The organism is uncultured Gilvimarinus sp., from assembly GCF_963972205.1.
GTDB lineage: Bacteria > Pseudomonadota > Gammaproteobacteria > Pseudomonadales > Cellvibrionaceae > Gilvimarinus > Gilvimarinus japonicus.
Map to the genome: position 1 here is coordinate 15,363 of NZ_CAXAUC010000016.1, position 18,885 is coordinate 34,247.

Below are 18,885 nucleotides of genomic sequence, written 5' to 3' on the forward strand. Positions count from 1 at the left end.
AATACAAGGATTTTGGAGTATAAGCCAGCAAAACCGGCATTCAAGTTAAGTATTGTTTGCGTCAGATAACGCCAGCCTGCACCAGAATAGACACGGTGCACGCCAGCGCGCGCTTAAAGTACGCACACAGCTCGAGTATAGCCCCAAATTTAGTGCTGTTAACCAGTTGGCGAATATTTTGCTTAATAGCTTTGCCCAGCTCTCGAATGATTGCTCTCACCGGCCTGAAGGTTCAAACCTATGCAGTACAGTAAACCTATGATTGACCTTGTCATGGAAGTGCGCCGCCGTCTGCCATCAAGCCTAAAACCCAGTGTTAAGCTGGCAAACCCCGATTTACTCTCTGAGCTTTTGCAGCACTACCCTCACTGCCGTGACACGATTACCCGCGCGTTAATTAAAGAGCTGATGCAACTTGCCGGCGGCCCCTGGCCGGCGCAGCTTGAGCAACCGAATACGACGCCATCTCCCCACGTACAAACCAAGGTATATCGCGGTCAGGTGAGCTTAGAAGAGACACCCCCACAGGCGGCAAAAGCACCCGAGCCGGACACCAAACGGCCGGTGCGGGTTTATCGTGGCCAGGTGATTTATAGCTGATAAGCGCGCCAATACCCCCGCAGTAGCTGCTATGCTTAAAAGACTCTGACAGCTCTTTTGTAGGTCACAACTGTGCCTCAAACATTCGTGCGCCGTTTTATCTTAGTTATTTTTTTCGCGCTACTGAGCGGCGCCGCACCACGTTTGATGGCCGCCGACACCTCGGTGAAGGTGACTGTTACCAAGGATGTTATCGACGATTACCAGCGCTTTGTCGCAGGCCGAGAGGTTAGCGCCATCGATTACTACGGTGGGCCGGGTGCCCGCCGCGACGTGATTGAGTTGGTATTGTTACAGCAAGCTCTTAAGCTTGGAGGGTTTAACCCGCCTTTGAGCATAGTGCGTGAACAAACCTATCGCCGCACCCTGCACCAAGTGGCCAACGGCGAACTTATCGGCACAGGGGCTTTGGCCTGGAGAGCCGACGCGGCAGACTTACAAAACAAGCTGTATATCAGCGCCGCCGCCATAGAAGATGGTGAGTTTATTGTCGGGCTCTACACCTCACAGCAAAATCACAGAGCGCTTAACGCCAGCCAGCAGACACTAAGACGCCTTGTCGCCGTTACTAGCCCCGATTGGAAGGTCGATCAGATCACTCTGGATGCGCTGGGGTTTCACAATATTTATTTAACCAACACTTGGGTTTCTATTGTGCGTATGTTGCACGCGCAACGCGGGGATATCACTCTGGCACCGTTTCAAACCGGCGCGCGAATGGCGCTCTACAACGAAGAGGCCACACTGCTGCCAATACCCAATATTAAGGTGGCATTAAAAGGATCGCGCCATTGGCTTGTGAGTCGACAGCACCCGCTAGGAGAAACCTACTACCAAGCGCTTGAGCGCGGATTGGCGCAATTGCGCCAACGGGGCGTTATTCGGCGCGCTTACCGCGAGTGCGGATTTTTTAATCCGGCGGTGACCGATTGGCCGCTATTACAACCGCCGCAAGAGTAAGCTGGTACAGACGCTAAAATTAACGGCGCCGCTTAACTCAGCTGCCCGCGCACACGCTCCAGCAAAGCTTTGGTTGCGCGAATACCTTCGGCCGCGGGCAACTCATTGCCCTCATATTCAATGCCAACATAGCCGGTGTAGCCGGCGGCCTTAATAAGCTCAAAAATACGCAGATAATCAATATTTGGCTCGTTACCTTCGTCATCAAAGCGAAAGGTTTTTGCACTGACCGCTCCGGCGTAGGGCATTAGCTCGGCAACACCTTGATAAAGGTTGTATTGCTTAATGCAGGGCGAATCCCACAAGTCGCCCGACTCGCGCTGATAACAAAAATTACCAAAGTCGGGCATAGAGCCGCAAAAAGGGCTATCGGCGTCTTTTAACACAGCCGCCAGCTTAGCGCCGTGAGAGGAGTAGCCACCGTGGTTCTCCACTAATATTTTAACCCCCATGGGCCCTGAAAACGCCGCCAACTCAGTCAAGCTTGCCACCGACGCCCGGTGCCAGTCCTCGGCGCCGCCACTGCCGTGCAAATTAACGCGAATACTGTGACAGCCCAGCTCGGCCGCCATTTCGACCCACTTATGATGATTATTAACCGATTGTTTACGGCGCTTTTCATCCACGGTGGACAAATCGCCTTCGCCATCCACCATTATCAATAAGCTTTTAACGTTGTGGTCGGCCGCCCGCTGTTTTAAATCGCGGATAAAAGCCCCGTCGCGGGCTTTATCCATAAAAAACTGATTAACGTATTCCACCGCCCCAATATCAAAGCTGGTGCGGGCAACAGCGGGAAAGTCCAGAGTACTAAGGGATTTATCAAACAACGCTTTATTCAGTGACCACTGCGCCAAGGAAATATCGAAATGATAAGGAGCCGCTGCCGTTAACTCATCGGCACGCACCCCCAAAGCAGAGCTGCCGGCCAAAGCACCAGCCCATTGCAAACAATGACGACGAGATAAACGAGCCATAACCACCTCACAGCGACTGTCGCGTATATAGAGCGCCACAGCAAAAATGTATACGTAGAGGGGATTCTAGCGCGTGCGCGCATCAGTGCCAATTGCGGCGCGAAGAAAACTGCGGGCGCAGAAACTCCATTTGATCGCCGCGAATGCGATCGGTGTTGATAAGCGCAAGATACTCGGCATTGTTGGGGCAAAAAGGTAGAGCGAGTAATTCCATGTCGGTATCCGCCAACAGATGGCTGCCTTTGCGCTGATTACAACGCTTACACGCCGTGACCACGTTTTTCCAAATATCGCGACCACCGCGACTGACCGGGTGAATATGATCGCGCGATAGCGCAGTGCTGGGAAACTCTTTACCACAGTAAAGGCAGAGGTAATCGTCGCGGGCAAACAGCGCCCGGTTGGTTAGCGGAGGGGTATGGCGGTAGCGCGCAACTCGGCTGCCACCACAGGCAATAATAGCGGGTAACTGTATCTCTGAGCGCAACCCGCTACCGCGAGCGTAACCACCAAGCACTCGGCGAACCGAGCCTCCGAGACTCCAGACCACTAAGTCGCGGGCGTATAAGCAAACCGCATCCTGCCAGTGCAGCCACTCAATGGGCTGGCCGGCAATATTAAGCCTCAGAATCCGCGCGTCCATCGACCCCTCCTGTAAGGCAAAACCCTCTCGTGTGGCTAGCAGAGTGTTCAAAATGCGTATTCAGCGGCTCGCAGTTCCGAGCACAAATACCTGCGCCGCCAATCATCCCAGTCAGTGTACGGCTCATCGCCGCGCCTTGGCGGGCATGCGATGAAAAACGCGGGTTAACAGCCTTGGATCAGCTTTTTAACCACCAACTAAGGGCGTCTATCTCCGCCGCAGTCGCCTCTTACAATGTGCTTTGTGTATATGACGACAATATGTCAAATGTACCGCTTTTTACGCGATTTACCTAACATTTAGTCAGCGGGCCGAATTCTAGTCAGCGGGCCGAATTCGCGCCGCCCCAGAGGTTAATTCTCTAAGCTCTTCGGTTATCGTGCTTACGGCCGACTCTGGCACGTTCGCCGTAAGCGTCACCTCGGTGGTGTAATCGGCGGCAACAACAGTAATCTGGTGCTGCTCTAAACAGTGGCGCACCCGCTCTTCCAGGGCAAAACCCACAGCGATAGAGATACCGATAGAGGGCGTCACCACACTCCAGCGGGCAACATCCAATGCACCAGAGACCGCCGCGCCATAGGCGCGAACCAAGCCACCGGCACCCAACTTGGTGCCGCCAAAGGTACGCACCACCACCGCCATACAGTTGCCGGCCTCGCGGTGCTCCAGTACGTTCAGCATGGGCTTGCCCGCCGTGCCGCCAGGCTCGCCATCATCACTAAAGGCCATACTTTTTGGCTGGGCCGCCGCGCCCAGAATATACGCCCAGCAATAATGGCTGGCCCCCGGCCGCTCGCGCCGCAGCGTCTCTAGCTGCGCCAGAGCCACTTCACGCTCTTGTGCTGGGCTTAACACCGCGGTAAAGGTGCTGCGCTTTTCTTCAAACATAAACTCACACGGTGCTGCCAACACCTGATACGGTCGACTCATGCCACTCCAGATAGAACCCAGCGGCTCTCTTTTGCCTATTTCAAACCCATATTATACGGCACCCATCGGATTTGAACCGCCGTCTTTCAGGGTAGCGCGACACGAGCAAAGCCGCTCATCCGCGCCCAATCGGCAACACACCAATGGGGTGCCGATTAGTTTTTCTGCGGCTCGCTTGTTATCATCGGGTTCTAATTGGGTGGTGAAGGCTAACGGCGCCTCTTAAAATGTGCGCGTTAGCCCCAATAGTAACGTAAAGATGCGCTATTATTATCACGTTCACGCTGGTGCAGGCTGTCACCCATGATTATCGGCTGCCATTCTTACTGTAATCTGATACCCATTGGTTATCCGTATTACTCAGCACTGTCACAAGCACTAGCCTGTGAACCATCAAAACAGCTTTGCCACGAATAAGTTTTTACCGTGGCACAGCGTTTTTATACAAGCGCTTTACAGCGACAACCAGATACTCGTTAGACGCAACCTGTATTTGGCAACAGACAAGCACGACAACCCTTATTGACCACAGCGCCAGGAGCAATCTATGAGAATTTTTGAAGAGATGGAATCTGAAGTACGCGGTTATGTACGCTCGTTTCCCACCGTATTTGACGTGGCGCAGGGCTCCGAGCTGTTTGACGAGAGCGGCACCCGCTACATCGATTTCTTTGCCGGCGCGGGGGTTCTAAATTACGGCCACAACCACCCGATGATTACCGAAGCGCTGATCGAGTACTTAAAGCACAACGGCATCGTGCACGGTTTGGATAAAGCCACCATCGCTAAGCGCGCTTTTTTGCAAAAGTTTCGCGACACCATTTTGGCCCCGCGCAACTTGCAGTACAAAGTTCAATTTACCGGCCCCACCGGCACCAACGCTGTAGAGACCGCGTTAAAATTAGCGCGCATGGTAAAACAGCGCTCTAATATCATTGCATTTACCAACGGCTACCACGGCCTTACCATGGGGGCGCTCGCGGCCACTGGTAATTATTTTTATAAAGATGAATCTTACGGCTCACGCGCCAATACCGCGTTTATGCCGTTCGATGGCTTTTTGGGTCAAGATGTAGACACCATCGATTACTTGCGTAAGTTTCTCTCCGACGGCAGCAGCGGCATCGACTTGCCCGCCGCCATTATCGTCGAAACCGTGCAGGGCGAAGGCGGGGTAAATGTCGCCAGCATTGAGTGGCTCAAAGGGCTGCAAGATGTGTGTCGCGAATTTGATATTTTGCTGATCATTGATGACATTCAAGTGGGCAATGGCCGCACCGGCACATTCTTTAGCTTTGAGCGCGCCGGCATTCACCCCGACATGGTGACTTTGTCTAAATCCATCGGGGGCGGTTTGCCTATGGCGCTGCTACTAATGCGCCCTGAGCTGGACCAGTGGCAACCGGGCGAACACACCGGCACCTTCCGTGGCAACAACCTCGCGTTTGTGGCCGCAACCGAGGCGCTAAGCTTTTGGGATAACGACGACTTGGCCAATGCGGTCGAGTACAAAAGCGACATACTCAAAACTGAGCTAGAAAAAATCGCCGCTGACTTCCCCGAGTTTGAACCTAAGGTGCGCGGACTAGGCATGATTTACGCGCTGGAGTTACCCAGTGGCGTCGCTAACGAAGTCTCTGCCGAGGCGTTTGAGCGCGGCCTAGTCATCGAAACCGCAGGCGCCGACGATCAGGTGTTAAAGTTCCTGCCATCGCTACTGATTGATGAAAATTTACTGCATGAAGGTATCGGCATTATTCGCGACTCGCTCAAAGTTTTATCGGAGCGCCGCAATAAAATGATGACCGGTCAGTAATTGCGCGGGACATTAGTCCCGCAGCAATCTTTTTGCAAAAGCGGCGCACTTGCGCCGCCCACCAAAAACAGAAGGATGCCATGTCAGATATTATTATCAGCAAGTTTGGTGGCAGTTCAGTTGCCGACGCCAAGCAAATAGCCAAGATCAAAAACATTGTTGAAAGCGACAAAAAACGGCGCGTTATTGTGGTGTCTGGCCCCGGACGAAGCCACAAAAACGAAGAGAAAGTGACCGATCATTTGATCAACATTGCCACCAAAGGCATTCACTTTTACAACCAGCGCCAAGATATATCGGCCGACGATAGCCGCCAAGCGGTGATCGATAAATTTACCGCCATCATGCGCGACTTAAAAGTCGACAGCAAAGAGATTCTTGCCTCACTCAGTAAAGACCTTGACACCGACTTGGGCGGCGACAAACGTGTGGCTTTTCTCGCCTCTCGTGGCGAGCACTACAACGCCCGCATTATCGCCGCTTATTTTGACAAAAGTGGTTTAAAAGCGTGCGCGCAACTGCCCGAGAATATCGGCTTTGTGGTAAGCGATAACTACCTTGCCGCGAAAACGCTCGATCAAGCCTACGAGAATGTCCAAGTATTAACCGAGTACGACGGCATCTCGGTGATACCTGGGTTTTACGGTGTAACCGAAGACGGCAACATTGCGGTGTTCTCGCGCGGCGGTTCGGATTTAACCGGCGGCGAAATTGCCTACGCTTTAGATGCCGACACCTACGAGAACTGGACTGACGTCAACGGCGTGTACGAGGCCGACCCGCGCATTATCACCGAGGCTCGCGCCATTCCACGGCTAACGTTTAAAGAAATCCGCCTACTGTCCAGCAAAGGCTTTAACGTTTTTCACCTCGATGCGATGCTCAAATGTCGCGACCGTAAAATCCCGATTAACATTCGCAATACTAACTCGCCAGACGATCCGGGCACGCTTATATTAAACGAGCGCGTACCAGAAGAAGGCGTGGTGGGAATTGCCCGACTCGACAACATGTCGTACATTCATATCGAAAAAGATATGCTGGGCGAAGAGGTGGGCTTTACCGCATCGCTGCTGCAAATTTTTCACGACTTCGGCATCAACACCTACCACTACCCCACCGATAAGGACGATATTGCGGTGTTGGTCAGCAAAGACGATTTACTGGGCAGCATCAACGATTTGCGCCGGGTGATCGAAAAACGCCTGAAACCCGACAACATGCGCGTGGTCTACAATTTGTCGGTTATTACGCCGGTCGGCTTGGGCCTTAACCGCAACTCTTACCCTATTATTGAAGCGCTAAGCGCACTGGGCGAGGCGTTTATTCCAATCGACCTGATCGACCAAAGCCCGTCGCAAATTTGCTTTCATGTAGGGGTATCACAAACGGTGGCCGATCAGGCGACGCGGATTCTTTACGATACGCTGATCGGTAACGCTTAACCGGCTTAAGCTTTGCGCATTATTGTGCCGCACCGTCGCTACGTTTAACGGTTTTCATACCGACGTAGCGGCGGCATGAGCACGTCCCCGCAACAGTGACAACACCGTCGCCAGCAGCAAAAATCCCATAGCAAGGTTTATCGCTTGATGAAACGTCAGCAGTAATGGCTCGGCAATCGCGCGACTCATGGCGCTATCGCCCAAGTGCCAATGCACAAACAAATTCACCAAACTCATTCCCACCAAATTACCCATCACCCGCGCTAAATTCAAAGTGGCGGCTGCCACCCCCACCTCGTGGGCCTGCGCCGAGTGCATGACCACATGGTTATTGGGACTGGAGAAAAAACCAAAACCAAAGCCCACCAACAGCAACGCCAACATAATATCCAAACGCTCGGTGGTACTGTCTAAAGTACTCAGCAGCGCAAAGCCCGCCAAAGTACAAGCGCAACCAGCGCTGGCCAACCAACGGGCCGGAAAAAAATCCGACAAGCGCCCGGCGATGGGTGCCACAAAGGCCATGGTGAGCGCTTGCACCAACAGAATCTGTCCGGCATCGCCGGCGCTGTAGCCGCGCACATACTGCAAATATAGGCTGAGCATAAACCCCAGCGGATAACTGCTGGCGTACATCAGCGACGCAGTCGCCAGAGACATAGAAAACAGCTTAGACTCGCGAAACATCTGCACCCGAATTAGCGGCGCTTTGGCGCGCGCCTGCATGCGCACAAATACAGCAAGCAACACTAACGCAATCACCACCAGCGCCGCATTCTCAATGTCCGGCAGCCCGGCCAAACCCACCGCCAAGCACACCGCCACCGCGGCAAACAACACCGCACCGCGCCAATCAAACCGATCTTTGGTGTGGCTGTGCCACTCTCCCGGCACGCGCATCAAGATCCCCAGTACCACCGTCGCAATAGGCAAAGGCAGCAAAAATACGTAGCGCCAACCCAGTGCCTCGGTCACCCAGCCGCCAAGCGCGGGAGCCAAGGTTAAACCCAGGTAAATACACGCGGCATTCAACCCCAGTGGCAGACCGCGCTTATCGGCGGGAAACACCGAGATCAGCAACGCCATGCTAGTGGCAAACATCATCGCCGAGCCGATGCCCTGAATAAACCGCAACAGCAATACCACCTCTATGGACTGCGCAAAAAATGCCACCGCACTGGTGCCGGCATTAACGCACACACCCAAAAAGAATAATCGTTTGCGGCCCCACAAGTCGGCGCACTTGCCGGCGGGCAACATAAACATAATATTGCTGATAAGCACCACAGTGGGAATCCAACTCACCAACACGGCGTTGGCGGCTAAATCTTCAGCCAATGCCGGTATAGCCACATTCACCGAGGCCATACCCAAAGGCGCCACAAAAGCGCCCAGGCAAACGGTTACCAGCACCAACCAAGGCGAGGCAATTTTATCCAGAGTGGGAGAGTTCGTATTCAAACAACAGCCTATACACGGAGCGTTACTTGCGGCCAAGCAACAAAGGGGAATTCACAAGCACCATTAAAACACAGCGCCCAGGCGATTCATCACGGCTTTACCCGTCTTTTCGTACGCCCGGCCATACATGTGACAAGCCAAAGTGTTGTTTAGGTGAGTAAAATCCAAAGCGCCCACTATTGGAAGGCATGTAGCAAAAGGCCGCAGGTAATGATGGCGCACTAGAGTGACCCGAGGTGTGCGCGGATAACGGCTAAGCCAAAATGAAGAAAACCCGCAACAAGGGGGCCTGCTGCGGGTTTTACAGGATGGAGACCAGCCTTGGGCTCAATGTCGGCGAGATCCGTCTATTCCTTGCCTCACAATCCCTGTGTGGGTATTCCCTGTTACGTCACAATCCGTGCGACATTCCGTATTGTTCCCTTTGAACAGCCATAATCCTTATGCTCCTGTCCAGTTAGCTATTATGCGCCCCTTTAATCGACCGATATAGTCGCCTTTGTCACAGTTTCCTGTAAGAGATATCGTACAAAAACCGTCTAAAAGACCTCTTCCGGCTCTAAATCAAACAGATATTGTGGCGCCACATCCAGCTTACGGCTAATGTCGTCGCCCTGCTCTTTTAGCAATTGCATATCTTCAGGGTTAAGGTCTTCACCCAAGCCCTGCCGGATGACAATCTCCACCCGGCGATTACGCGCCCGGTTGGCACTGCTATCATTAACCACCAGTGGCCGGGTGTCGGCAAAGCCCGACACCTCAAAGCGACGCGGGTTAAGGTAATTGCCACGCAGCAACTGCGAGGCAACAGAGGCCGCGCGCATGGCGGATAAGTCCCAGTTAGAGCGGAACCGCTCAGAGCGAATAGGCACATTGTCGGTATGCCCCTGCACCTCAATGCGTCCGGGCTTAAGCATCAAGACCGCGCGAATCTCATCAATCACATCATAGTAATCCGGCGCCAAAGTCGCCGTGCCCGATTCGAACGAGCCTTTCTCGCGAATACGGATAATAATCTGCCGGCCGCGAGTTTCAATTTCAAGCTCGCCGTTGGCAATACGCTCTTTCAGCTTATCGGCCAACTCTGCCGCATCGGCGCGGGTTTGCGCTACCAGCTCTTGCATAATTTGCTCGAGCCGCTCGCGGGCGCTGTCGTCCATATCGGGTTCGCCGCGCTCGATGTCGTACTCTTGCGAGTCGCGCACCTCTAGGCTCATCTGGGTGATGTCCTCAGTGTGCTGCTTGATCTCATTAATGGGTGTGGGGTCGGGCCGCCCCGGGCTAAATTCTTGGGCAATAATACTGGTGCCTTTTGGCACCTCATTGACGGATATTTCAGACTGAACCCCAAACGCCTGCGCCAGCGAGCCCGCCAAGCGTTTAAACTTCATAGCATCCATTTCCGAGAACGACAAAAGCAGCACAAAAAAGCACATCAGCAATGCCATCAAATCGGCAAAGGTTGCCATCCATGCCGGCAAGCCGGGCTTGCAGTCGCAGCCGCTATCTTCGTCTTCGGTATTCATAGGGGTTAACTATCCGCCGCATCGACGACGTCGCGTTTGCGCTCGGGCAAGTAGGTGCGCAACATGCTGTCGATTACCCTGGGGTTTTGCCCCGCCTGAATCGCCAGCAAACCATCGATGATCATGCTTTTAATCATGTGCTCTTCTGCGGCGCGCAAGCGGAGCTTATCGGCAATGGGCAAGCACACGGCATTGGCCAACATGGCACCGTACAAGGTGGTCAGTAGCGCTACGGCCATCGCCGGGCCAATCGCTTTAGGGTCATCCATATTGGCCAGCATCGCCACCAGCCCGATCAGCGTACCGATCATCCCCATGGCAGGGGCCACATCACCTAGCGCGGCAAATATGGCCGAGCCGTTATTGTGGCGCCGCTCGGCCAGCGAGCGATCTTTAGAGAGCATGACCCGCACGACATCCGGGTCGTGACCGTCGACCAGCAGCTGAATACCTTTTTGCAAAAAGTTATTGCTGACGTCTTTTCCCTCCAGCGACAACAATCCGCCCTTGCGCGCAGCATCGGCCAAATCGACGACTTCATCAATCAAATCGAGAGGGTCATCATTCTTATTAACGAAACTCTTGCCGGCCACTTTAAAGGCGCTGAGAAAGTGACCCAGCCCAAACTTGGCCATAACCGCAAAGATACTGCCCCCCAGCACAATAACCAAAGACGGGCCATTGACGAACATGCCGATCTCACCCGACATAAACATCGAGACAATAATCAGGCCCACCGCCCCAATCAGCCCAATCAGCGTTGCTAAATCCACACCCCTCTCCTCAGTTTTGCCCGGCCCACGCAGCCCTAGTCAGCGGTTACCGTCGCCGAGCCCACCGCCAATAAACCTATTGTAATCACAATAATAACCCGATCACCGAAAAAGCGCGCTAGAGACTGCCACCTAGCCGCCCGCAAACGGTATAATGCCGGCCAACAATGAGCAGCAGCGGCGATTACTCTTTTAGCTATCGGCCGGCAGCGCTGTAACATAACCCCAAAATTCAACACCTTGCAGAAACAGGTTGCCCTATGCCCGCCAAGAAAAAAAGCCTCGACCTAGAAACGTCACTTTCTGAGCTTGAGTCAATTGTCGCGCAAATGGAAACCGGCGAGCTAACACTTGAGCAGTCACTAGCCGCGTTTGAGCAAGGCATTAAGCTCACCCGCGACTGTCAAACACGCTTGCAGCAGGCCGAGCAACAAGTGCAGATGTTGATTGAGCAAAATGGCGAGCCGACCCTAACCGACTTTGATGCGCAAGAGCACGGCAAGGCTTAATGACTGATTTTACCGAATACGCCAGCGCTTTTCGGGCGCGCATCGATACCGCGCTGAATCAGGTCATACCCGATACCCCCGCCAGCCAGCTGGCCGAGGCCATGCGCTACAGCTTAGCCGGCGGCGGCAAGCGTATTCGCCCGCTGCTACTGTTTGCCAGTTATCGCGCGATTGCCGGCACCACAGAGCACCCGGCGTTGGAGACCGCAGCCTGTGCGGTCGAATCGATACACGCTTACAGCCTAATTCACGACGACCTGCCCGCCATGGACGACGACGCCCTGCGCCGCGGCCGTCCCACCTGCCACCTTGCCTTTGACGAGGCACTGGCCATATTGGCCGGCGACGCCCTGCAAAGCCTGGCGTTTGAGTTGCTGGCCGACTCGCCCGCCTTGGCCGATGGCACCCGGATTCAGCTTATTCGCCACTTAAGCCGCGCCGCTGGCATGCACGGCATGGTGGTCGGGCAGGCGATTGATTTGGCCGCCGTCGATACCGAGCTGGACATCACCCAATTAGAGCATATGCACCGCTGCAAAACCGGGGCATTAATCGATGCCAGCGTCGCCATGGGCGCGCTGATTGGCAGTGCAGACAGCCAACAGCTTAAGGCTTTGGCGCGTTACAGCCGCTCGCTGGGGCTGGCTTTTCAGGTACACGATGACATCCTGGACGTGACCGCCGACACCGCCACCCTCGGCAAACAGCAAGGCGCCGATATCGCCCGCAATAAGCCCACATATGTTTCACTGTTGGGCTTAACGGCCGCGCGGGCCCGGGCCCAAGAGCTTTACCAAGAGGCGCTGGCGGCACTGACAGAGCTAGCGGGCGATACTGAACCGCTGCAGCGCATTGCCCAATACGTGGTCGAGCGACGTCATTAACGATGCACTAGCCAGTGTGTCGTTAACTACCTACAATGGCGGGTTTCCGCAAACGATAAATAACGTCCATGCTTAATGAGATTCCGACACAGCGCCCCGATACCCCGCTGCTCGACACCATCGAGTCGCCGGCGGATCTGCGCGAGCTAAAAGAAAAGCAGCTCGCCACCGTGGCCGAAGAGTTGCGGGCGTTTTTACTCTACAGCGTGGGCCAAACCGGCGGCCACTTTGGCGCGGGGCTCGGCGTGGTCGAGCTGACCATTGCACTGCACTATATTTATCAGACCCCAGACGACCGCTTGGTCTGGGACGTAGGCCACCAAACCTACCCTCACAAGATCTTAACCGGGCGCCGTGAGCGATTACTCACTATGCGCCAGGCCGAGGGCTTATCGGGCTTCCCCAAGCGTGAAGAGAGCGAATACGACACCTTTGGGGTAGGTCACTCCAGCACCTCGATCAGCGCCGCATTGGGCATGGCACTGGCCGGTGGCGAGCGCAAATGCGCGGCCATCATCGGCGATGGCGCCATGACCGCCGGCATGGCATTTGAAGCGCTCAACCATGTGGCCCACACCGATGCCGACTTGCTGGTAATTCTTAACGACAACAATATGTCGATCTCGCCCAACGTTGGAGGGCTGGCCACTTACCTCTCCAAAATTTGGGGCAGCAAGTTCTACAATTCTCTGCGCGAGGGCAGCAAGCAAGTCTTAACCAAAATCCCCGCCGCGTGGGAGTTTGCCAAACGCACCGAAGAGCACTTTAAAGGGTTTGTATCGCCCGGCACCCTATTTGAGGAGATGGGCTTTAATTACGTCGGCCCCATCGACGGTCACGACCTGCCCTCGCTGGTGCGTTATTTAGGTAATTTACGCAGCGTAAAAGGCCCTAAACTGCTGCATATCATCACCCAAAAAGGCAAAGGCTTTGAACCCGCCGAGCAAGACCCGGTGGGCTACCACGCGCTAAACAAATTAGAGCCGGCACCGAAAAAACCAGTCGCTAACCGCCCTAAGTTTCAGGCCGTATTCGGCCAGTGGCTGTGCGATATGGCCGCCCTTGAGCCGCGCCTAAACGCCATCACCCCCGCCATGTGCGAGGGCTCTGGCATGGTCGAATTTGCCCGCGAGTACCCCGAGCGATTTTTTGATGTCGCCATCGCCGAGCAGCACGCGGTAACACTGGCCGCCGGTATGGCCTGCGAAGGCTTAAAACCCGTGGTCGCTATTTACTCGACCTTTTTACAGCGCGCCTACGATCAGCTGATTCACGATGTCGCTCTGCAAAATTTAGACGTGACCTTTGCCATCGACCGCGCCGGCTTAGTTGGCGAAGACGGCGCCACCCACGCCGGCAGCTTTGATATCAGTTATTTGCGCTGCATCCCCAACATGGTGATTGCCGCCCCCAGCGACGAAAACGAATGCCGCCAGTTGCTCTACACCTGCTTTACTCACAAAGGGCCAAGCGCAGTGCGCTACCCGCGCGGCACCGGTACTGGCGCAGCCATTGTAACAGCCATGAATGCTCTGCCCATCGGCAAGGGTCTGGTTAAGCGCGAGGGCAGCGACGTTGCTATTTTGTGCTTTGGCACTCTGTGTAAAACCGCCCATCAGGTAGCCGAAAACGTAGGCGCCACCCTGTGCGATATGCGCTTTGTTAAGCCGCTGGATACCGCACTGATCGACGATATGGCCACGCGCCATCGGTTGCTCGTCACCCTGGAAGAGAACGCCATCGCCGGTGGCGCGGGCTCGGCCGTGGCCGAGCATCTAGCCGCCAGCGGGCAAATCGTACCGCTGCTGCAACTGGGGCTCGCCGATGTGTTTGTCAATCACGCCAACCAAGCCGACCAGCTGGCCGGGCAAGGCCTAGATGCACCGGGCATTGAGCGCGCCATCAACACTCGCCTTGCACAGCTGCCCGAACCGGCCACCGGCCGCCTGGCCCCGTAAACACTCCCGAGCTGACGATAGATTCATTGCTCCCACGGGACAAAACGAGTATCCTAATTAATAATTACTCGCATTATCAACACAAGAAATATTCCGCGCTATGACATCCAGCTCAACTTCGACCGACAGCGGCGCCAGCGCCCAGATCAAAAGCACCCGCTCACTTGACCAGTGCCGCAAAGGGGAAACCTTGCGCATTACTGAGTTACTCGCGCAGCCCGCCTTTGGCGAGCACGACGAGGAGGTGACCCTGCGGTTAAAAGAGCTTGGCTTTTTACCCGGCGTTACCATGATGGTGTTGGGTTACGGATTCTTAGGGCGCGACCCTCTGGCGGTAAAAATAGCCGGCACCAAGTTTGCGCTGCGCCGCACCGAGGCCAGTAAAATAGCCGTCGCGACCGCGGAGGCCCAAGCATGAGCACTCAAGCTTTGCGCTTTGCCTTGGTGGGCAACCCCAACTGCGGTAAAACATCTATTTTTAACCGCTTAACCGGCGCCCGCGCCAAAGTGGCCAACTACCCAGGGGTAACGGTAGAGCGTCGCACCGGGCCGGTGTCGGGCACATCAACTCCCGCCAATTTAGTCGACCTGCCGGGCACCTACAGTTTGCACGTATCGTCGCTGGACGAGAAAGTCGCGCGGGATATTATTCTGGGACAAATGGCCGGCGAGGCACCACCGGATGTATTAATTGCGGTGGTCGATGCCACCAATTTGCGCCTGGGCCTACGCTTAGTCTTAGAGCTAGAAAAGCTCGGCCGCCCGATGATTCTGGCTCTTAACCAAGCCGACGCCGCCGAGCGGCGCGGCATTAAAATCGACACCGAAGGCCTGGCCGAAGCTATAGGCATCCCGGTAGTCGAGACAGTGGCCATTCGCCGCCACGGCCTTAAAGCCTTGCGCGAGGCAATCGATCAGGCATCCACCCGCTACCAAGGCACTAAAGCCGAGGTTATCAGCGATGCCGGGGCCAGCCGCAAAGAATCGGTAGAGTCGCTCTACCAGCGTATCGAGCAAATCACCGCCGCCCACGTCATAGCTCCGCCCGATAAAATCACCTGGCAAGACAAGCTCGACCGTTTTGTCATGCACCCTATTGCCGGTCTTATCGCCCTGTTTATGGTGCTATTGCTGATATTCCAGGCGGTATTTGCCTGGGCCGCGCCGATTATGGATTTAATCGACGGCAGCTTTGGCACGCTCAGTGAGTGGGTTGCCGCCACGCTCCCCGATGGTATTCTTAAAGATTTCCTCGCCGACGGCTTAATCGCCGGGGTGGGCGGCGTCTTAGTCTTTTTGCCGCAAATTATTATTCTGTTCTTTTTTATTCTGCTGCTCGAAGACTCGGGTTATTTAACCCGCGCGGCGTTTTTGCTCGATCGCCCCATGCGTGGCGTCGGCTTATCGGGCCGCTCGTTTATCCCACTGCTATCAAGCTTTGCCTGCGCCGTGCCCGGCATTATGGCCACCCGCACCGTGCCCGACCCGCGCGAGCGTATTATCGCCATTATGGTGGCGCCGCTCATGACCTGCTCGGCGCGCCTACCCGTATACACGCTGATTATCGCCGCGTTTATTCCCGACCAAAAAGTCTGGGGCATTTTTAATCTGCAAGGGCTCACGCTGTTCGCGCTTTATATTGCCGGTATTGTCAGTGCCGCACTGGCCGCCTGGCTGCTGCGCTTGCGCCACACCCGCGAAGAGTTTCCCCTGCTGCTAGAGCTGCCGGCCTTCCGCTGGCCCTCGCCCTACCACCTGCTGATTGGTTTGCGCGAGCGTACCTGGGTATTTTTGCGCCGCGTCGGTACGATTATTCTCGCCCTGTCGATTGTGCTGTGGGCGTTATCGAGCTTCCCGGCGCCACCCGCTGATGCCACTGGTGCGGCCATCGAGTACAGCTTTGCCGGCCAACTGGGCCGTTTAATGCAACCGTTATTTGAGCCCATGGGCTTTACCTGGCAAATGTGTATTGCCTTAATCCCCGCCATGGCCGCGCGCGAGGTAGCCATCAGCGCGCTGGCGACCGTTTACGCGGTGGGCGGCGAAACCTTTGAGCAGGCGCTGGGTCAAACCCTGGGCCAGAGCTGGGGCTTACCGGTTGCCCTGGCGTACTTGGCGTGGTTTGTCTACGCGCCCCAGTGCTTGGCCACCATCGCTGTAGTGCGCCGCGAGACTAACTCGCGCTCGGCCACAGCCTTTTTTACCTTTTACTTATTTGCTCTAGCTTACGTCGCAGCCGTTATTACCTATCAAGTATCGAGCTGGTTGTTAAGCTAAGAGCCAAAGGCAAAGTAGCTCACGCGACAACAACGGGAGAAACACTATGTGGCAAGAATTGATCGTCGCCGTCTGTGTTGCATTAGCCGCCATTGCGGTGGTGCGCCGCATGCTACCCGGCCGACGCTCCGGCTGTGCCAGCGGTTGTAGTGGCTGCGGCTCGCAAAGCGCGTGCTCAACGCCCCCCGCAGGCCACGCCGACAGCAAGATCGAGGCGCACGCAATCGAGGTGCAACCCAGCAGCGGCAGCTGACCCCAAAACCCACGCCGGCCTCGGCGAAGCCCGTACATCGTCAGCACACACGCGCTGGCAGCTCGACCTCTGTTTATCCCCTGTATTTTTCACCGGCCGGGCCTTAAAAGGCGCACGGGCGAACACTCGATGCTGGCGCTCAGCCAAAGATAAAGATATGTAAGCAATCGCCTTAACGGCTGTGGATATCATTGCTTTGTCTCAGCTAATTATCTATCTTTGCTCCTCTGAGCCAAAAACAAGCACGCCTATCTGGCGATACAACAAGTAAACATCAAAGCGACCGATATGCGTCAATAGCAATGCCCTCCAACCATCACGGCATAATGCCGTAAGCTAATAAGTACACCCCAATGGAGCAACTGCATGAAAATACTACTGGCCACCCTCGCGGCCTGCTTGCTTGCCGGCTGCGGCAGTCATATGGATCAAGCACCTGCCAGCAATAACACCAGCGAGCAGCTGTCGCTGATTCCCTACCCCGAATCAGTGATGCGCATGCCGGGCACCTTAGTGCTCAACAAAGTCGTGCATGTCGAAACAGCCGACGGCACAGAAACATCGGCCCTCGCCCTAAAGCGCTTGCTAAACACACTGGATATTACCCGTGACACATCGGCCAGTACGCAAATTCAGCTGTACCTAGTCGATGAGCCAGCCCTTGGGGATGAAGGCTACCGCCTGGACATTGATCAGCAGATTATCTTAAGCGCCAATACCGACACGGGTTTGTTTTACGCGGTGCAAACGCTTAGCCAGTTACTGCCAAGCCAGGTACAGGCGAACTACGAGCTGCCCAACCTCAGCATCACCGACAGCCCGGCCTTTAGCTGGCGCGGCAATATGTTGGATGTAGCCCGCAGCTTTTTGCCGGTGGCGTACGTCAAAGCGCATATCGACCGTATGGCGCGCTTTAAACTTAACCGCCTGCACTTACATCTAAGTGACGACCAAGGGTGGCGCGTCGAGATAGCAGGCTACCCCAAGCTCACCGAGATTGGCGGCGCCAGCGCCGTAAAAGGTGGCCGTAGCGGCTTTTATACCCAAGCCGAGATTCGCGAGCTTGTCAGTTACGGCCAGGCGCGCAACGTGACGCTCGTGCCCGAGATCGACTTGCCCGGCCATACGCAAGCGGCTATCGCCTCATACAATGAGCTTGCCTGCGACGATGTCACCAACCTTGCTCCTTACAACGGGTTGGAGGTTGGCTTTAGCAAACTGTGCTTAACCGATCCGGACACCACTTACCCGTTTGTCCAAGATGTACTGAGCGAGATCGTCAAACTGTTTCCATCGGAATACATCCACATTGGTGGCGATGAAATTAAAGACCCGCTTTACCCAGAGTTTATCGCCCGTGCAACCCGTATGGTGAGCGATTTAGGCCGCACCGCGATCGCGTGGGAGGAAGGCTCGGTGGCCGACAACGACCCCGACGTACTGTTGCAATTATGGAATGACCAATACGATATTCAGCCCGCGCTGGATCGCGGTCACCAGTTGATTTTATCGCCCTGCTCCTACAGCTACTTTGACCACGGTAATTATCAAGGCCAGCCCGACACCTATGACTGGTGCCGCAAAGAGGGCGTACCGCTAGCGCGTGCCTATCAGTTAAACCCGCAAGACTTTGAGCAAGTGATGGGAGTAGAGTCGGCTATGTGGTCCGAGCTGGTTCACAGCGACAACGCGGCCGACAATCGCTTGTGGCCGCGTGTGGCCGTCACCGCCGAGCTCGGCTGGAGCCGTGAAGATGACCGCAACTACCAAGAGTTTTTAGCGCGCCTTAATGCCTTGCGCCCCATGCTTGATGCCATGGGTATCGAGTACTACCGCGAGCCGCAGTTAGGCTGGTAAACCGCTGGGATTA

Annotated in this window: 17 protein-coding genes; 11 read left to right on the forward strand and 6 right to left on the reverse strand. The window is 55.3% G+C overall.

Annotation, left to right across the window (positions count from 1 at the left end; genetic code table 11):
* Positions 1-240: 240 nt before the first annotated feature.
* A complete protein-coding gene (locus AACY82_RS16305) occupies positions 241-600 on the forward strand; it encodes a hypothetical protein (protein WP_339617909.1) in 360 nt (119 codons plus the stop codon).
* Between the two features lie 72 nt (positions 601-672).
* Positions 673-1,560, forward strand: coding sequence for a hypothetical protein (locus AACY82_RS16310; protein ID WP_339617910.1), 888 nt, complete (start codon positions 673-675; stop codon positions 1,558-1,560).
* 32 nt (positions 1,561-1,592) lie between these two features.
* Here the strand turns inward: AACY82_RS16310 and AACY82_RS16315 are convergent, their stop codons facing one another.
* The 3 genes from AACY82_RS16315 to AACY82_RS16325 form a co-directional block, all read right to left on the reverse strand.
* Positions 1,593-2,537, reverse strand: coding sequence for a sugar phosphate isomerase/epimerase family protein (locus AACY82_RS16315; protein WP_339617911.1), 945 nt, complete (start codon positions 2,535-2,537; stop codon positions 1,593-1,595).
* Positions 2,538-2,619: 82 nt separating this feature from the next.
* A complete protein-coding gene (locus AACY82_RS16320) occupies positions 2,620-3,180 on the reverse strand; it encodes an HNH endonuclease (protein WP_339617912.1) in 561 nt (186 codons plus the stop codon).
* Positions 3,181-3,498: 318 nt separating this feature from the next.
* Positions 3,499-4,113, reverse strand: a complete 615-nt coding sequence (locus AACY82_RS16325) for a YigZ family protein (protein WP_339617913.1) — start codon at positions 4,111-4,113, stop codon at positions 3,499-3,501.
* Positions 4,114-4,660: 547 nt separating this feature from the next.
* Here AACY82_RS16325 and ectB point away from each other — a divergent pair.
* Entirely contained in the window at positions 4,661-5,929 is a 1,269-nt protein-coding gene (gene ectB, locus AACY82_RS16330; RefSeq protein ID WP_339617914.1) for a diaminobutyrate--2-oxoglutarate transaminase, read from the forward strand.
* A gap of 80 nt (positions 5,930-6,009) precedes the next feature.
* On the forward strand, positions 6,010-7,374 hold the full coding sequence (locus AACY82_RS16335; protein WP_339617915.1) for an aspartate kinase: 1,365 nt from the start codon (positions 6,010-6,012) through the stop codon (positions 7,372-7,374).
* 54 nt (positions 7,375-7,428) lie between these two features.
* Here the strand turns inward: AACY82_RS16335 and AACY82_RS16340 are convergent, their stop codons facing one another.
* From AACY82_RS16340 to pomA, 3 genes are all read right to left on the reverse strand, one after another.
* On the reverse strand, positions 7,429-8,835 hold the full coding sequence (locus AACY82_RS16340) for an MFS transporter (protein ID WP_339617916.1): 1,407 nt from the start codon (positions 8,833-8,835) through the stop codon (positions 7,429-7,431).
* A gap of 539 nt (positions 8,836-9,374) precedes the next feature.
* Positions 9,375-10,361: a flagellar motor protein MotB gene (locus tag AACY82_RS16345; RefSeq protein ID WP_339617917.1), complete on the reverse strand. Its 987-nt coding sequence runs from the start codon at positions 10,359-10,361 to the stop codon at positions 9,375-9,377.
* 5 nt (positions 10,362-10,366) lie between these two features.
* Positions 10,367-11,134, reverse strand: a complete 768-nt coding sequence (gene pomA, locus AACY82_RS16350; RefSeq protein ID WP_339617918.1) for a flagellar motor protein PomA — start codon at positions 11,132-11,134, stop codon at positions 10,367-10,369.
* Between the two features lie 260 nt (positions 11,135-11,394).
* Between pomA and AACY82_RS16355 the strand changes: the two genes are divergently transcribed.
* From AACY82_RS16355 to AACY82_RS16385, 7 genes are all read left to right on the forward strand, one after another.
* Positions 11,395-11,643, forward strand: a complete 249-nt coding sequence (locus tag AACY82_RS16355) for an exodeoxyribonuclease VII small subunit (protein ID WP_339617919.1) — start codon at positions 11,395-11,397, stop codon at positions 11,641-11,643.
* On the forward strand, positions 11,643-12,527 hold the full coding sequence (locus tag AACY82_RS16360) for a farnesyl diphosphate synthase (RefSeq protein ID WP_339617920.1): 885 nt from the start codon (positions 11,643-11,645) through the stop codon (positions 12,525-12,527). Before AACY82_RS16355 ends, AACY82_RS16360 begins: the two co-directional genes overlap by 1 nt.
* Positions 12,528-12,595: 68 nt before the next feature.
* Positions 12,596-14,485 carry a 1-deoxy-D-xylulose-5-phosphate synthase gene (gene dxs / locus AACY82_RS16365; RefSeq protein WP_339617921.1) on the forward strand — a complete coding sequence of 630 codons (1,890 nt, stop codon included), beginning with the start codon at positions 12,596-12,598 and terminating at the stop codon, positions 14,483-14,485.
* A gap of 100 nt (positions 14,486-14,585) precedes the next feature.
* Entirely contained in the window at positions 14,586-14,903 is a 318-nt protein-coding gene (locus AACY82_RS16370) for a FeoA family protein (RefSeq protein WP_339617922.1), read from the forward strand.
* Positions 14,900-16,762, forward strand: coding sequence for a ferrous iron transporter B (locus AACY82_RS16375; protein WP_339617923.1), 1,863 nt, complete (start codon positions 14,900-14,902; stop codon positions 16,760-16,762). Before AACY82_RS16370 ends, AACY82_RS16375 begins: the two co-directional genes overlap by 4 nt.
* A 46-nt stretch (positions 16,763-16,808) precedes the next feature.
* The gene (locus AACY82_RS16380) at positions 16,809-17,015 is read left to right on the forward strand and encodes a FeoB-associated Cys-rich membrane protein (RefSeq protein ID WP_339617924.1); all 207 of its coding nucleotides are present in this window, start codon (positions 16,809-16,811) and stop codon (positions 17,013-17,015) included.
* Positions 17,016-17,381: 366 nt separating this feature from the next.
* Positions 17,382-18,872, forward strand: coding sequence for a beta-N-acetylhexosaminidase (locus AACY82_RS16385; RefSeq protein ID WP_339617925.1), 1,491 nt, complete (start codon positions 17,382-17,384; stop codon positions 18,870-18,872).
* Positions 18,873-18,885 lie beyond the last annotated feature (13 nt).

What these genes read in the sequence shown, in the direction of transcription:
- AACY82_RS16305 (WP_339617909.1), top strand. Translation starts at nt 241, where the DNA reads ATGCAGTACAGTAAACCTATGATTGACCTTGTCATGGAAGTGCGCCGC.
- AACY82_RS16315 (WP_339617911.1), bottom strand. Translation starts at nt 2,537, where the DNA reads ATGGCTCGTTTATCTCGTCGTCATTGTTTGCAATGGGCTGGTGCTTTG.
- AACY82_RS16320 (WP_339617912.1), bottom strand. Translation starts at nt 3,180, where the DNA reads ATGGACGCGCGGATTCTGAGGCTTAATATTGCCGGCCAGCCCATTGAG.
- AACY82_RS16325 (WP_339617913.1), bottom strand. Translation starts at nt 4,113, where the DNA reads ATGAGTCGACCGTATCAGGTGTTGGCAGCACCGTGTGAGTTTATGTTT.
- ectB (WP_339617914.1), top strand. Translation starts at nt 4,661, where the DNA reads ATGAGAATTTTTGAAGAGATGGAATCTGAAGTACGCGGTTATGTACGC.
- AACY82_RS16335 (WP_339617915.1), top strand. Translation starts at nt 6,010, where the DNA reads ATGTCAGATATTATTATCAGCAAGTTTGGTGGCAGTTCAGTTGCCGAC.
- AACY82_RS16345 (WP_339617917.1), bottom strand. Translation starts at nt 10,361, where the DNA reads ATGAATACCGAAGACGAAGATAGCGGCTGCGACTGCAAGCCCGGCTTG.
- AACY82_RS16355 (WP_339617919.1), top strand. Translation starts at nt 11,395, where the DNA reads ATGCCCGCCAAGAAAAAAAGCCTCGACCTAGAAACGTCACTTTCTGAG.
- AACY82_RS16360 (WP_339617920.1), top strand. Translation starts at nt 11,643, where the DNA reads ATGACTGATTTTACCGAATACGCCAGCGCTTTTCGGGCGCGCATCGAT.
- dxs (WP_339617921.1), top strand. Translation starts at nt 12,596, where the DNA reads ATGCTTAATGAGATTCCGACACAGCGCCCCGATACCCCGCTGCTCGAC.
- AACY82_RS16370 (WP_339617922.1), top strand. Translation starts at nt 14,586, where the DNA reads ATGACATCCAGCTCAACTTCGACCGACAGCGGCGCCAGCGCCCAGATC.
- AACY82_RS16375 (WP_339617923.1), top strand. Translation starts at nt 14,900, where the DNA reads ATGAGCACTCAAGCTTTGCGCTTTGCCTTGGTGGGCAACCCCAACTGC.
- AACY82_RS16380 (WP_339617924.1), top strand. Translation starts at nt 16,809, where the DNA reads ATGTGGCAAGAATTGATCGTCGCCGTCTGTGTTGCATTAGCCGCCATT.
- AACY82_RS16385 (WP_339617925.1), top strand. Translation starts at nt 17,382, where the DNA reads ATGAAAATACTACTGGCCACCCTCGCGGCCTGCTTGCTTGCCGGCTGC.